The following is a 13,700-nucleotide window of genomic DNA, read 5'->3' on the forward strand; positions in this document are numbered from 1 at the left end:
CAAAGACATGATTAGAGCCATTCTTGTTTTAAAATATTTTTAAGTGATTCGACTTGTTCTTTACCGATTTTATCTTCTATTTGTTGCACAAGTTGTTGCCTCACTACCCGCAATCTTTCACAACATCGTATACCTTTTTCTGTGAGGACAATATGTTTATCACGGAGATTCCCATCTACAACTACCCCCTCAACATATTCATTAACCAATAAACCCTGCACATTTTTATGTGTACCTTGTCTGGATATCCCAATTATTCTGCTAAGCTCAGAGATGGAAAGTCGTTCATACACTTCTAACATAGCCAATATATGTGATTCAGTTTTATTAATTTCATCCACGCTTTTTTCACTTATCTTTTTCCGTAAATAGGAATGCTTTTCACTAAGTAAATCTATTAGGTCCAGGTGTTGTATATAGTTCTTCATTGTAAATGTCTCCAGTACGTATTTTCTGATAGTATAAATTACAGATTTTTTATTGTCAACTTAGTTGACGATAAAACTCTTTTTGTGATAATGTAAACCAAGTTGACAAAAAACATTACACAAAGGGGTTTTTAATTTTGGGCAAGAATAAAAAAGAAGCATTTGTATTCACATTAATGATGTGCGCTTTAATGGTATTGGGAATGAGTGGATATAATGTGATTTTGATCAAGGGATTCACGAACGAAGTAATAAAGGATGTGTTGATTGGCTATATTCCAACCTTTATTGTTGCATTAATAGTAGAGATATTTATAGTTGGCAAGATAGCTAAAGGAATTGTCCATAGAATGCTGAAAGACAACGATCCATTATTTAAAAGAATCTTATTAACTTCATTATTTATGGTCTCAGGTATGGTTCTTTGTATGTCGTTATACGGAGCACTCATTCATGGGGGTCTTTCACCCGAGTTACCTAGGACGTATCTTACAAACATAGGTAGGAACTTTATATTTGCCTTACCATTACAATTGATCATTGTGGGACCCGTATCAAGATGGCTATTTTCAACGATTTATTCAGCAAAAGTAGAAAGCACTCCATCATTATAGATGGAAGTAGCCTGAACACCTTGACAATATCCAACGTTGGATATAGTATATCCAATATAAGGTATATGGAAGGAGTTAGTTAGGTGATTCGTGCTCTGATTTTATATTATTTAAGTATCAAACCGACCCATGGATATGAAATTCAGAAATTTATCCAAGTTTCAGGTGCAGATACGTGGACCAAGATTCAGTCTGGCTCCATTTATTATGCCTTGGCAAAATTAGAAAAAGAAGCATGCATTCAAACTTTGCGAGAAGAGAGAACCGGTTCACGGGTGCGAAAGATTTATGAGATAACCGAGACTGGGCAGAAAGAATTAGTCCATGAATTGAAGCAAGAATTATCCAAACCCATCGTATCAGCAGATGCAGATAAATTTTTAATTGGGAGTATGTTGAATGAACTACCCAAAGATGTGTTGCAACACGCCTTAAGAAGTCATATTACTGAATTGCAAGAGAAAAAAGCTTTTTGGGAAAAATGGAAGCAAGCTAAAATAAGTGATAAAAGCTTATTAGCAGATAAAATTAGTTTCGACATGACGATCGATAGTTTGAATTATCAAATCCTCTGGCATGAGGAAATATTGAATAATACAGACTCATATATTGAAGTGGGTATCGAAATGCAAAACTTAATCAAGTCTATTGATTTTTCCAATATTGATGATAAGTATTCTTCTACAACTGAGCTAAATGAAACAGTCTATATTCAGGAGTTAAGAAATGAGATTATCAATAATCCTGCAAGCGCTGCTGAGAATTTAGATAAATTAATTGAAGAACTTAAGAAAAAATAACTTAAATCACACGAGTCGCAAGCTCGTGTTTATTTAAACCACAATATCCAACATTGGATATACAAGATTAATTATATAGGAGGGGTAATAATGAGTAATGCAGTGCTTGAAGTGAAGAACTTACATAAACAATACGAAGGGAAGGCCGTTGTGGACGGGATTTCATTCGAAATTAATGAGGGCGATATTATTGGCTTTATTGGTCCAAATGGAGCAGGGAAAAGTACATCAATTAACTTGATATCGACTATTGTTGAATTTGATCAAGGTAATGTTATGTATCTAGGTAGGGACATTCGCAGACATGAAAAGGACTATAAAAAAGCTTTAGGAATTGTTCCTCAGGACCTCGCTATTTATGAGGATTTGAATGCTTATGACAATGTTAAGTTCTTTTGTTCCTTATATAACATTAAGGGCAATCAATTAAAGGAAAAGGTTAAAGAGGCTTTAGAATTTGTTGGATTGTGGGATCGACGAAAGGAGCTTCCGGCTAAATTCTCCGGGGGGATGAAGAGAAGGTTAAATATTGCTTGCGCCATAGCACATAGCCCTAAGCTTTTAATAATGGATGAACCTACTGTAGGAATTGACCCACAATCTAGAAACAACATTATGGAGGCAGTGTTAAGACTTAATAAAGAAGGAACAACTATAATCTATACCTCTCATTACATGGAGGAAGTTGAGACTTTGTGTAACCGAATTGTGCTTATGGATAAAGGGGTTATTGTAGAGGATTTGGATAAGCAAGTTTACAAGAGCAAGTATGCTGCTCAAGGGCTCCATAGCCTTGAAGAAATTTTCTTGCATCTTACAGGCACAGATCTTAGAGATATGGAGGTATAACCAGATGGATCACTTTCTTCCATTACTGAGTCTAGGTTTGAAAAGAAGAAGCAAAGATTTTTTTGTCCTATTTTATAGCATTGTATTTCCGATGATTGTTATATTGCTGCTAGGCTATCTATCTTCGAAATCTTACGGCAATGTGCTGTCCTCTTATCACTATTATGCCATTGTTACGGTTCCGTTTTGCAGTCTAATGGCTGTTAGCACCGTTTCCTATGCTACTCAAGATGAAAAGATGGCTAATACATCTCTTCGATTTCTAACAGCACCTATTACCAAAGTCGAATTGATTTTATCGAAATTATTTTCTTGTGCGATTGTATTGTCTTTATGTAACGTGGTCACTTTGGGAGCTGCCAAACTATTATTTCAAATGGACTTTAAAGGTAATTTTTTTAACATCATAATTTTGCTAACTGCTGAGACATTCATGGTTTCAGGGATAGGTGTTTATCTAGGATTGGCCTTTAAAAACTTGAATGCGGTTCGCAATTTTCTAAATTTGCCACTCTGCATATTTGGCTTTCTAGGAGGTGCTTTCTTCCCTATCGGTTCGTTAAATCCAATCTTCGCAGGTATTATAAACACCTCCCCTTTAACTTGGGTGAACCGTGGAATCGTATCGAGTATCTATGATAATAATGCGCAGATCCTATGGACAGTAACGATTATTTTTGTTCTAATAGGTGTTATTTTTACCGGCTTAACGATTCTGTTCTTTAAAAAGGAGGCTTTCAAATAATGAGCACATGTATCGTATTTACTAATAATTTCAAAAGAGGTTTGAGCAATAAAGTCACATTTCTAATCACAGCTTTCATTCCAATAGTGGTTATTATTCTTGGTATATGTGCTAATTATTTCAGTCAACCTTCTTTCAATATTGGATTACTAAATTCGGAACAATCGGATGTATCTCAGAAAGTCGTTCAATCATTGAAGGACACAAAGGGAATACAAGTGGGTTTCGCCAGCAGCAGTACACTTCAAACAGATCTGATAACGGGTAAATTTACTGCGGTAGTGGACTTTTCAGGAGAAGAAGGCCATTTCACACTTTTATCGAGTAAAAATGAATCCGTAACAAAAGAACTGGAACAATTGATCAATCGTTATATGGCTGATCCAGTGTCCATCATCGATATCAACAGTCTACAAGAAACTTCCTTAGGTATTCCTCAACGAACAATGGCCTTTATCGTCATGGTGCTAATGCTTACATCCACAGTAACGGCTTCAATCATGATCAAAGATAAGAACACTGGAACATTTACAAGATTTTTGTATTCTCCGCAAAAGGTAGTCACCTATATAGTAGGAAATATTCTTTATAATTTTACAATTTCTTATATTCAATTTGTGATTGCCATACTTATGATTTCTCTCTTTCGGGTAGATATAGGTATTCATTATTACAATCTACTATTGATGGGAATATGGGTATCAGCTTTAGCAACTGCCTTTGGCACATGCATCGCTTCATTATTTAAGAAAGAAATGTATGCTAATTTGTTCTCATCTTGTATAGCGCTAGTGTTATCCCTTATTGGAGGAACATTTGTAGCTGTTGATAGAATGCCAACCCTGTTAACGTACATCAGTGCAATTAGTCCAACAAGATGGGTAATAGAAGCAACAACTTATATGGAAAAAGGACATTTATGGTTTGCGACTCCTAAATATATATTGATATTAACCTTATTTATTCTAATCTTCGCTATCATTGCGATTATAAGTAATAAAAAAGGAGCTAGGAAATAATGACCTTGGGATACACTTCCTGTATATGGGTGTAGAGGAAAGTTACTCTTTTTTATCCTTTATAAAAGGGATTATATAAACTCTTGTCGAATCAATATATAGATATGAGATATTGGTGTGTTAACATGGATATAACGCTTACAACTGGTCTATTACATAGATTTACGGCATATAAATAAATAACTAGATTTAGCGCATTACTCTATATAATGAATATAGGCAGGTGATAAGGTGATGATTCTCTTTATTTCTATCGTATCTATCGTAATGTTATTAAGTTTCATAGTTATTTTGCGAGTGCTATTAATGGAGAGAACCCTACTTAAGAAACTTGCCTATCGAGACGGGGTTACTGGGGTATTGAACCGTAATGCGATGGATCGTTTCTGGGGGAAATGTTCTGACAAAAGAGCACTTGCGGTACTATTCCTCGATTTAGATCACTTTAAAGATATCAACGATACATTAGGCCATCAGGCTGGTGATTTGCTGCTGAGAGAAGTAGGTCAGTGTTTACAAGAAGTAACGCAACATAACAAGCAAGTATTTCGATTGGGTGGCGATGAATTCGTTATCATCATGACGAATGTTACTCTAGACAATGCTGAATCCATGGCGGCACGAGTGTTAGATAGATTAAGTAATCCGTTTGTCATTCAAGGACAGAAGGTAATTATATCAGGAAGTATTGGCATTAGTTTCAATCGGGCGAGCAAGGTAAAGCGTTCCGAATTATTCAAAGAAGCGGATATGGCTATGTATCAAGCCAAACGCCTTGGCAAAGGTCGCTATTCTGTATTTAATGAGGACAAGCATAGCTATTACAAGGCGACTGAACTTATAACTGTGTTAAAAAAATCAGCTAATTCATAATGAAAGAACATTACAAGGGGTGCCGACGTTAATATCGGGACTCCTTTGTTTATGTTATATAGAAATAAAGATTATGGGGGGAGTAAGAATGGGATCGTTTGAAGTGATTAGCTTGGATATGTTCCAAACCTTGGTGAATGTAGAAAGTCGTAAGGAACAGATTTGGAAGAGGATTTTACAAGAGTCATATACATATGAAATTGCGTGTGAACATGGTAGAGCGTTGTTGAGTCATTATTATTCTGTATCTACCCAGGCAAGGAAGTCCAATCAATTCGTTCTAACGTGTGATATATATAGAAGCAGTTTTGAGAGGATATTTATGAATCATAATATTTCGTATGATAGCCTTGCTGCCGTGGATATATTATTTCAGGAGCACAGATTGTCAGCATTATATGAGGAGACAGAGGATGTCCTGGAGCGTTTAATTAAGGAGTTTCAAGTTTGCATTGTAAGTGATACGGATATTGTCATGTTACCTGATTTTTATAAGAATTATCCGATTCATTTATTTGCCTCTGAACAATATCAGTCTTATAAGAATGATCATGAGAACAAAATGTTTAAGGAAGTCATTCAACATTATGGTGTCGACCCGAGAAAAGTAATTCATATCGGTGATACCGCTTCGGATGTGTTAGGAGCCAAGCGAGCAGGAATAACTGCTTGTTGGATTAACCGAGATCAGCAGCCATGGAACCAAGATATTAAGCCTGATTATATTATTAAGTCATTAGATGAACTATTCCAAATTGTAGTATAGTTGGAGTGTATGAATAAATATTGTTGAATCAAATAATAAGGAGTGATTGAAATGTTACAAGCCTTTATTTTTGATATGGACGGCGTAATTATTGATAGTGAACCAATACACTTTGATGTGGATATCCAGACGATGAAGTATTTGGGACATGATATTACGGAGGCAGAATTGGAAATTTACGTAGGTATGACGAATCCCGCAATGTGGAAATCCATTAGACAGGAATTTAATCTGAATCAAACGGTAGAGGAGATTATTGAATATCAATTAGCTAAGAAGATCAGCACGCTGCGAGGGTTGGCAATTGAACCTATTGATGGGATCAAAGAGCTGCTAATCAATTTGAAAGAGTTTGATATTCCGGTAGCCATCGCCTCTTCATCTCCAAGGATTTTCATTGAAGAAGTATTGTCCAAGTTTGGAATGGAGAATGATTTTGATTGTGTGGTTAGTGGTGAAGAAGTTGACAAAGGGAAGCCCGCACCAGATGTGTATATTGAAGCAGCACGGCAGCTAGGTGTAGATGTGAAGCATTGTATGGTATTAGAGGATTCACGAAATGGGATTACCGCAGCTAAAGCGGCCGGGATGAGATGTATTGGATACGTTAATCCAAACTCGGGTAATCAGGATCTATCCCAAGCTGATTTTATTGTAGAGGACATCGGTGAGATTATACTTGAACCTTTTATGGATTAGAAAGGACGTTCTATAACTATGAATAGCAAATTAGTGATGATAGAGGGATTACCAGGTTCGGGCAAATCTACCCATGCCAAGTGGGTACAGGAGTTATTGATGGAGAAAGGAATTGATGCAAGATTATTTACTGAAGGAAACCTGGATCATCCCGCGGATTACGATGGAGTGGCATGTTTTAAACAGGATGGATTTATGAATTTGCTATCAGAATTTCCGAGCTATAAAGACATTTTAGAAGATAGAACACTTAGACAAGGACAACACTATCTGATCCCTTATCGCAAACTGCAGGAGGAGGGGGCTGATTTTCCAGATGAACTAATGAATAAGATCTTTCAAAAGGATATTTATGAACTACCATTTGCGGAACATGTGCAACTAATTACAGATAAGTGGGCTCGATTTGCCGAAGAAGCATTTCAGGGGTCCGTCACGTATATCTTCGAGTGTTGCTTCATTCAGAATCCAATGACCATAGGGTTAGTGAAGTATGATACACATCAATGGGATATTTTCAATTACATATTACAGTTAGAAACAGCGATCAAAGATTTAAAACCATTAATAATCTATATGAATCAAAGTGATGTAAAGGCCTCTTTCGAGAAAGCAGTCGGGGAGAGACCTCAGGAGTGGTCAGACGGATTTATTGATTATTATACGAATCAAGGGTTCGGTAAAAATGAAGGGTTAAGTGGAATAGAGGGAACGATTGAGGTACTTCGGCAAAGAAAGAAACTCGAACTACATATATTGAGCTTGCTCAAAATGAACAAAACTTTATTGGACAATTCGCAATTAGATAGCAATAGAAGCAAACAAGAGCTTAGAACTATTTTAAATGAGATGGTGTGAAATATAGAGTAGTTGCTCCGATGGGGGGATTTGAACATCAATTACATGAATATTGAATATTTAGCTGTGGGTACTCCGAATCAAAAGGAAGTATATCAGCTACTTAAACAAGAACGAATCATGGAACAGCTAGAGGGTTATTCGCCGATTCTCGTGGGGACGATTCCGCTAGATATCAACGTCGAGGGCAGTGATTTGGATATTATCTGTGAAGTCAGTGACTTTGATTCTTTTGAGCGATATGTTGAAATAAAGTTTGGTGCGTACGAGGGTTATACTTGTATTCGCCGTTATGTAGATGCTGTACAACGAATCAAAGTTAATTTTCAGTGTGGGCACTGGCCGATTGAACTCTTTGGTCAAGACATTCCCACGCAGGAGCAGAATGGTTACCGACATATGATCATTGAGCATAAAATATTGGAGGTACATGGGAAGCAATTTAAGGACAGAGTGAGAACGCTGAAACAAAGTGGAGTGAAAACGGAGCCCGCTTTTGCTCAGATTCTTGGTTTGGAAGGCAATCCTTATCAAGCGCTATTAGAATATGTTGATTGGAAGTAGTTGTTAATTTATAATGATTAGCAGAACACAAAAACACATTCTGGTCGGTAGTCCAGAAGCATGGAGTAGTCCATGTCAGTAACCTTCCCCCCTCGGGATGTCCATTGTTCTGATCGGTTGTAGAGGGGGATTCACTTGAAGTTAACTGTTTATTTTGAAGGTCAGTACTGGGTTGGGGTAGTAGAGGTTACGGTGGAAGGGAAACTTAAGGCTTATCGGCATATTTTTGGAGCTGAGCCTAAGGATCCTGAAATTCTGGAGTTTGTGAATTTTCGTTTATTGTCAGTGATTAACGGGATAACGCAAGCTGTAGGAGTAGAGGATGTTATGAACTCAACCGGACGAATAAGCCCGAAGCGACTGGCACGATTAGCGGCTCGGGAGATAAGCGCACGGGGGGTATCCTCATTTGCTCAGGAAGCTCTTAGACAAGAATATGAACAACGGAAGAAAGAAAGACAAGTGAAGAGCAAGGAAGAGCGAGAGCGTGTGGATGATTTCAAACGGAAATTAAAAGTGCAAAAGGCGAAAGAGAAACATCGTGGTAGATAAGCAAAAATCGGGGTTATCCCGATTTTTGCTTTTTTTGAATGAATGATATATGTCTCTATGTTTAGTAGTTACTATAGGATATAATATCCGAAATATTATAAATGGAAGAAAGAGGGTCAGCTTATGGCACACATTACGGGAAATCGGATTACGCTTAGGGAATATCGGATCGAAGATTTGGAATCCATACGTCAATGGGTTAACGACCCGGACATCGTCGACAATTTGAGCGATATTTTCACATTTCCTCAGACTCTTCATAGTACGGAGTCCTTTTTACGAATGATGATTGAAGGTCAGACGCAAAGTAAAGGATTTATTATTTCTGAGAAAGAAAATTTAAACTATATTGGGCAGATTGATCTACATAAGCTAAATTGGATAAATCGATCAGCAGTTCTCGGCATCGTAATTGGCCGTAAAGATTTGCTGGGACAAGGCTATGGCGGAGAAGCTATTAACTTAATGAAGTCATTTGTGTTTGAAACTTTGAACCTGAACCGACTTGAATTGGAAGTATATGATTTCAATGAGCGAGCCAAAAACTGTTATCTCAGTTGTGGCTTCAAGGAAGAAGGTCGACAACGGCAAAAGTTGTTTAGAAATGGTAAGTATGTCGATGTCATTATGATGAGTATTCTAGCTGACGAATATCGCAAGTAACTTGAAACTCACTCCATAACTCGCCTCCATATAGATCTAATTCTTGAATTCGAAGGATTCCGAGGAGTTATTCTTCCGAAACACCCCCGGTGTACAGCCAGCCCACGAAGTAAATTGGCGACTGAAGCTTTGTACGTTCTCGTAACCGATACGGTGAGCAATGCGCTCAATTGAATCGTTGCTCGTTACGAGCATATGCATCGCTTCTTGCTGTTTCAACATCATTAAATACTTCTGCGGCGGTATGCCGTAGGATTCTCGGAATAGCCGGTGACAGTGTCGCCGGCTTATTCCTAGTTTCCGTGCAATTCCCTCCAGCCAATCACCTGTTAAATTATCCTCTGTTAAAGTGATCGCATCATCGGATCTAAGGACTAAACTTTGTATCTCTCGAGCAATCCGGGAAGATAGTTCGGAATGATAAGCAGGGTGAAATCTATTACTTCCAGAGATCATATAGTTTTGCAATTCGTCCAGAATGGTGTACAAACCCCGTAGCAAGGACATTTTTGAATCAGGGCGTTCGAATAACGTATCCATCAAGTTTCTAATATATGGAACCAGTGTTTTATTTAATGGATGATCCGTTGGATAGAACCCTTGATTCTCCGCCCCGATTAAATGCAGGAGCCCAGGTTCTTCGATATGAATATGAAGGGTGAAGAAGGAGACCTTTTCTGCTTGACGAACTTGGAAATCGTGAGGCTGCATTGGAGAGACGATAATTAAGTCGCCTGCTTGTTGTTCATATTCAGAGGCTCCAAGTATGGCAGTTTGAACGCCATCCAGCACCAGTAAAACTTCGAACATCATATGATGGACATGTCGTCCGCAGATCCAGCCTTTGTCGACCGTTCGAGTATGCGGAGCAAACAAACAAATTTCAGAACGAATATGAGGAAACATAATATCGGGATAGATTGTATTCATAGATGAAAGCTCCTTGATGTCCGATTTGGTTAATGATTATGAGCAATACAGACCGAATATGTTATAGAGAAAGAGAACTAGGAGTTCTATACTTAACTCTGGTGTTATTGCTGGTCGAAAGCGGCTAAGCTCATAGACATACTATTTTATTATAAGCTATAGGTGGGTGGATTACATGAGTAAGACCGAGATTTCATTAGATTATTCCAAAGTATTTGAGAACGAGCAGTCGGCTAAAATGAAGCCATTTAGTTTACTAACCAAATTATTCCGTGATCATTTCGGAAAAGTCGCATTATCAGCCCTATATTATACGGTTAAAGCTTCACCAATGTGGGTGCTTTCAATCATAACAGCCAATATTATTAACATCATCAGCTATCCTGATAAGCATTCTATGAATGAATTTTGGATTAATCTGGTGGTTGCTATTGTAGTGATTGTTCAGAACATACCAACACATACACTTCATGTTAGTTATGTCAGTAAAGCAGTTCGGCATGTTGAGGCGGGGTTACGGAGTACCTTAGTTAGGAAAATGCAACAGTTGTCGTTAAGTTATCATGGAGATATGAATGCTGGGCGATTGCAGTCCAAAGTGCTTCGAGATGTCGAGGCCATCGACTTCCTTTCTCGACAGATGTTGATGACAATCATTCCAGCCGGAATCAATCTTATTATTGTAATTGGCTTAACCTTGTATCATAGCTGGATCGTTGCTTTATTCTTTGTGTTAATGGCGCCAGCATCCATTTTTTTGGTACGTTTCTTCAGTGCTCAAATGTCAAAACGCAACCACGATGTTCGGAAAAATATAGAGGAAATGTCCGGCAAAGTCTCCGAGACGGTAGAGATGATTCCGGTTACGCGCGCACACGGTTTGGAAGATGTGGAAATCCGCAAAGTTGATGCTGCCCTGGAAGGGATTCGGGAGCGCGGGCATCGTTTGGATGTACTCGAAGCCTATTTCGGCTCATCGAGCTGGGTTGTATTTCAGTTGTTCCAGGTAGGGTGTTTGTTCTTCAGTGCTTACCTGGCTCACCTTGGCTATATGCAAATTGGTGACATTGTTATGTACCAAAGCTTCTTTAACATGATTATTGGATCAGTTACATCTATTCTAAATGTTTACCCGAATTTGGTGAAAGGTTTCGAATCACTGCACTCCGTGACCGAAGTGCTTATGTCCGATGAGACCGAAGAGTACAAAGGTCGTCAGAAACCTGAATCTGTTCGTGGTGAATTCAAATTTGAGAACGTAAGTTTTCAATATAAAGATTCAGACAGACACGTACTTGATGATTTCACCTTGAAAGTGAAACCGGGAGAGACGGTTGCATTTGTCGGGGAGTCAGGTTCAGGGAAATCAACTATTTTGAGCCTGATTATTGGTTTCTATAAGCCGCAAGGTGGTAAAATTTGGATAGATGGTATTTCTATGAGTGAACTGAGCATGGCAAAATACCGACAATCCCTCGCGATTGTACTGCAGGATAACATCCTGTTCTCTGGAACCATCCGTGAGAATATTACTTATGGGTTACCGCATATTTCAGAAGAGAAGGTTCAGCAAGCGATCTGGATGGCGAACTTGCAGGACGTAATCGAGAATCTTCCGGACGGACTTGAGACATCTGTCGGCGAGCATGGGGGACGTTTGTCAGGTGGACAACGTCAACGTATTGCGATTGCACGCGCTTTAGTCCGAGATCCACAAATTATCATTTTGGATGAAGCAACTTCGGCTTTGGATAATTTATCTGAACGTCATGTGCAGCAGGCCATGGAGCAATTGATGAAGGGAAGAACTACATTTATCGTGGCTCACCGCTTATCTACGGTGAAAAATGCCGATAAGATCGTCGTGATGAAGAAGGGGCGCATTGTTGAGAGTGGAACTTATGAAGAACTTCTCAAACAAAAAGGTGAATTCTATAAACTCAAAAATTTATGATATTCTGTTCAATGGACCCGCATTTTTTGCGGGTTTTTATTATTTTTCGGCAACATTCCAAAGTATGGAAACGTCAAGAGATACAAGAGGATATTTCCAGTCATGAAGTACATAAAGTGAAGTCGCATCGTGGAAGCACCTCAAGACATATATATATATAGGGGGCATAAAAATGCGCAAATGGGGAACATTTTTCACCGTTATGATTTTAGCTTTATCTTTATTGCTTGGGGGTTGCGGAAGCGCTAACAGAGACATGGCCAGTGATTCGAAGGCGAATGGTGGAAGTAGTACAGAAACATCAGATATGATGTTAAACACTACCACTTCTACGGAAAGTTTATCGTTTTCTCAAGAGGCAGAAGTTCCTGCAGCAGCCCCTGCAGCAGATCTTGGTGGAGAGTCGCAGGTTTCAGATACATCTGCTGCGGAAGCTTCTGATCGGGCTGCTTCAGGATTTATGCCTGCGGATTCGGCGGCTGGTCTGAACAAGAAGTTGATGTATAAGGCGAATGTTGTTATGGAAGTGACTGATTACGGTAAAGCTCAATCCGCGGTACGTAACCTTGTAACTTTATCAGGTGGGTACATTGTTGAGTTCTCGGAGAGTCAATCGCAGGATGAACGTGGAGGTACCTTTATTCTCAAAGTACCAGCATCCGGCTTCTCTTCCTTTCTGGATCAACTGGAGAAGATGAAATCTGAATCACAGCAACGCAGTATCCAAGGTCAGGATGTTTCTGAAGAGTATGTGGATATGGAGTCTCGCCTAAAAGTGAAGGAAGCGATGGAAGCTAGGTATCTTAAATTTATCAATGAAGCGACCAAAACGAATGAATTAGTAGAATTTGCTAATGAACTTGAACGAATTCAAACGGAGATTGAGCAAATCAAAGGTAGAATGCGCTATATTGATAAGAATGTTTCTTTCTCAACAGTTGAGATTCGATTGTATCAACCGGAAGAGAGTCTTATTACAAAAGCAAAAGAAGATACTCCACTGTTAGAACGGGCTAAAAATGCTTTAAGTGGAAGCCTTGAAGTATTGTCTATGATCCTACAATGGGGAATTGTCGTATTGTCGGGAGCTTTACCAATTATTATAATCGGTGCAGTGATAGGTATCCCATGGTGGTTACTACGCAGAGACCGTAAGCGTAAAGAAGCAAAGATGAATCATACTATATTGTCGGAAAAGTTCAAACCAGAAGTCGGAGAATTGTTAGATTCTCATTCTGATCCTAGCAGTGAAGTGAAGGAAGTTAAGAACGACCTTGAGAAATGATAATAGATAATCCATGATCCAGTGGCAGGTGAACAGTGTCCCTTTGCAGGGTCTATAACAACGAAAGAGGCTGACCTTTTACATGTGGGTCAGCCTCTTTT

General features: G+C 38.7%; 16 protein-coding genes. 14 read left to right on the forward strand and 2 right to left on the reverse strand.

The window, feature by feature from the left end:
* Nucleotides 1-11: 11 nt before the first annotated feature.
* Nucleotides 12-428: a MarR family winged helix-turn-helix transcriptional regulator gene (locus NST85_RS11415; RefSeq protein WP_341189356.1), complete on the reverse strand. Its 417-nt coding sequence runs from the start codon at nt 426-428 to the stop codon at nt 12-14.
* A 137-nt stretch (nt 429-565) separates the two neighbouring features.
* Between NST85_RS11415 and NST85_RS11420 the strand changes: the two genes are divergently transcribed.
* The 12 genes from NST85_RS11420 (at nt 566) to NST85_RS11475 (ending at nt 9,430) form a co-directional block, all read left to right on the forward strand.
* Nucleotides 566-1,042, forward strand: a complete 477-nt coding sequence (locus NST85_RS11420) for a DUF2798 domain-containing protein (protein WP_341189357.1) — start codon at nt 566-568, stop codon at nt 1,040-1,042.
* Between the two features lie 83 nt (nt 1,043-1,125).
* Nucleotides 1,126-1,842: a PadR family transcriptional regulator gene (locus tag NST85_RS11425; protein WP_341189358.1), complete on the forward strand. Its 717-nt coding sequence runs from the start codon at nt 1,126-1,128 to the stop codon at nt 1,840-1,842.
* A 90-nt stretch (nt 1,843-1,932) separates the two neighbouring features.
* Nucleotides 1,933-2,691 carry an ABC transporter ATP-binding protein gene (locus NST85_RS11430; RefSeq protein WP_341189359.1) on the forward strand — a complete coding sequence of 253 codons (759 nt, stop codon included), beginning with the start codon at nt 1,933-1,935 and terminating at the stop codon, nt 2,689-2,691.
* A gap of 4 nt (nt 2,692-2,695) precedes the next feature.
* The gene (locus NST85_RS11435) at nt 2,696-3,436 is read left to right on the forward strand and encodes an ABC transporter permease (protein ID WP_127191880.1); all 741 of its coding nucleotides are present in this window, start codon (nt 2,696-2,698) and stop codon (nt 3,434-3,436) included.
* Nucleotides 3,436-4,455 (forward strand): ABC transporter permease, encoded by a 1,020-nt coding sequence (locus NST85_RS11440; RefSeq protein WP_341189360.1) that lies wholly within the window; start codon nt 3,436-3,438, stop codon nt 4,453-4,455. The genes NST85_RS11435 and NST85_RS11440 overlap by 1 nt, the downstream gene beginning before the upstream one ends.
* A gap of 234 nt (nt 4,456-4,689) precedes the next feature.
* A complete protein-coding gene (locus NST85_RS11445) occupies nt 4,690-5,328 on the forward strand; it encodes a GGDEF domain-containing protein (protein ID WP_341189361.1) in 639 nt (212 codons plus the stop codon).
* Nucleotides 5,329-5,416: 88 nt separating this feature from the next.
* Nucleotides 5,417-6,094 carry an HAD family hydrolase gene (locus tag NST85_RS11450; protein ID WP_341189362.1) on the forward strand — a complete coding sequence of 226 codons (678 nt, stop codon included), beginning with the start codon at nt 5,417-5,419 and terminating at the stop codon, nt 6,092-6,094.
* A 51-nt stretch (nt 6,095-6,145) separates the two neighbouring features.
* Nucleotides 6,146-6,793 (forward strand): HAD family hydrolase, encoded by a 648-nt coding sequence (locus NST85_RS11455; protein WP_341189363.1) that lies wholly within the window; start codon nt 6,146-6,148, stop codon nt 6,791-6,793.
* An 18-nt stretch (nt 6,794-6,811) separates the two neighbouring features.
* A complete protein-coding gene (locus NST85_RS11460; protein WP_341189364.1) occupies nt 6,812-7,651 on the forward strand; it encodes a hypothetical protein in 840 nt (279 codons plus the stop codon).
* Between the two features lie 30 nt (nt 7,652-7,681).
* Nucleotides 7,682-8,215: a DUF4269 domain-containing protein gene (locus NST85_RS11465; protein WP_341189365.1), complete on the forward strand. Its 534-nt coding sequence runs from the start codon at nt 7,682-7,684 to the stop codon at nt 8,213-8,215.
* Between the two features lie 135 nt (nt 8,216-8,350).
* Nucleotides 8,351-8,767, forward strand: a complete 417-nt coding sequence (locus NST85_RS11470; RefSeq protein WP_341189366.1) for a YjdF family protein — start codon at nt 8,351-8,353, stop codon at nt 8,765-8,767.
* Nucleotides 8,768-8,890: 123 nt separating this feature from the next.
* A complete protein-coding gene (locus NST85_RS11475) occupies nt 8,891-9,430 on the forward strand; it encodes a GNAT family N-acetyltransferase (RefSeq protein ID WP_341189367.1) in 540 nt (179 codons plus the stop codon).
* A gap of 36 nt (nt 9,431-9,466) precedes the next feature.
* Here the strand turns inward: NST85_RS11475 and NST85_RS11480 are convergent, their stop codons facing one another.
* Nucleotides 9,467-10,360 carry a helix-turn-helix domain-containing protein gene (locus NST85_RS11480; RefSeq protein ID WP_341189368.1) on the reverse strand — a complete coding sequence of 298 codons (894 nt, stop codon included), beginning with the start codon at nt 10,358-10,360 and terminating at the stop codon, nt 9,467-9,469.
* A gap of 175 nt (nt 10,361-10,535) precedes the next feature.
* On the opposite strand from NST85_RS11480, the gene NST85_RS11485 reads away from it, so the two are divergent.
* Both NST85_RS11485 and NST85_RS11490 read left to right on the forward strand, forming a co-directional pair.
* Entirely contained in the window at nt 10,536-12,314 is a 1,779-nt protein-coding gene (locus NST85_RS11485; protein WP_341189369.1) for an ABC transporter ATP-binding protein, read from the forward strand.
* A gap of 172 nt (nt 12,315-12,486) precedes the next feature.
* Nucleotides 12,487-13,599: a DUF4349 domain-containing protein gene (locus NST85_RS11490; RefSeq protein WP_341189370.1), complete on the forward strand. Its 1,113-nt coding sequence runs from the start codon at nt 12,487-12,489 to the stop codon at nt 13,597-13,599.
* Nucleotides 13,600-13,700 lie beyond the last annotated feature (101 nt).

It is taken from the genome of Paenibacillus sp. FSL K6-2524, assembly GCF_038005525.1.
Lineage (GTDB): Bacteria > Bacillota > Bacilli > Paenibacillales > Paenibacillaceae > Fontibacillus > Fontibacillus anaericanus.

What these genes read in the sequence shown, in the direction of transcription:
- NST85_RS11485 (WP_341189369.1), top strand. Translation starts at nt 10,536, where the DNA reads ATGAGTAAGACCGAGATTTCATTAGATTATTCCAAAGTATTTGAGAAC.
- NST85_RS11445 (WP_341189361.1), top strand. Translation starts at nt 4,690, where the DNA reads ATGATTCTCTTTATTTCTATCGTATCTATCGTAATGTTATTAAGTTTC.
- NST85_RS11490 (WP_341189370.1), top strand. Translation starts at nt 12,487, where the DNA reads ATGCGCAAATGGGGAACATTTTTCACCGTTATGATTTTAGCTTTATCT.
- NST85_RS11435 (WP_127191880.1), top strand. Translation starts at nt 2,696, where the DNA reads ATGGATCACTTTCTTCCATTACTGAGTCTAGGTTTGAAAAGAAGAAGC.
- NST85_RS11440 (WP_341189360.1), top strand. Translation starts at nt 3,436, where the DNA reads ATGAGCACATGTATCGTATTTACTAATAATTTCAAAAGAGGTTTGAGC.
- NST85_RS11455 (WP_341189363.1), top strand. Translation starts at nt 6,146, where the DNA reads ATGTTACAAGCCTTTATTTTTGATATGGACGGCGTAATTATTGATAGT.
- NST85_RS11450 (WP_341189362.1), top strand. Translation starts at nt 5,417, where the DNA reads ATGGGATCGTTTGAAGTGATTAGCTTGGATATGTTCCAAACCTTGGTG.
- NST85_RS11460 (WP_341189364.1), top strand. Translation starts at nt 6,812, where the DNA reads ATGAATAGCAAATTAGTGATGATAGAGGGATTACCAGGTTCGGGCAAA.
- NST85_RS11480 (WP_341189368.1), bottom strand. Translation starts at nt 10,360, where the DNA reads ATGAATACAATCTATCCCGATATTATGTTTCCTCATATTCGTTCTGAA.
- NST85_RS11430 (WP_341189359.1), top strand. Translation starts at nt 1,933, where the DNA reads ATGAGTAATGCAGTGCTTGAAGTGAAGAACTTACATAAACAATACGAA.
- NST85_RS11475 (WP_341189367.1), top strand. Translation starts at nt 8,891, where the DNA reads ATGGCACACATTACGGGAAATCGGATTACGCTTAGGGAATATCGGATC.
- NST85_RS11415 (WP_341189356.1), bottom strand. Translation starts at nt 428, where the DNA reads ATGAAGAACTATATACAACACCTGGACCTAATAGATTTACTTAGTGAA.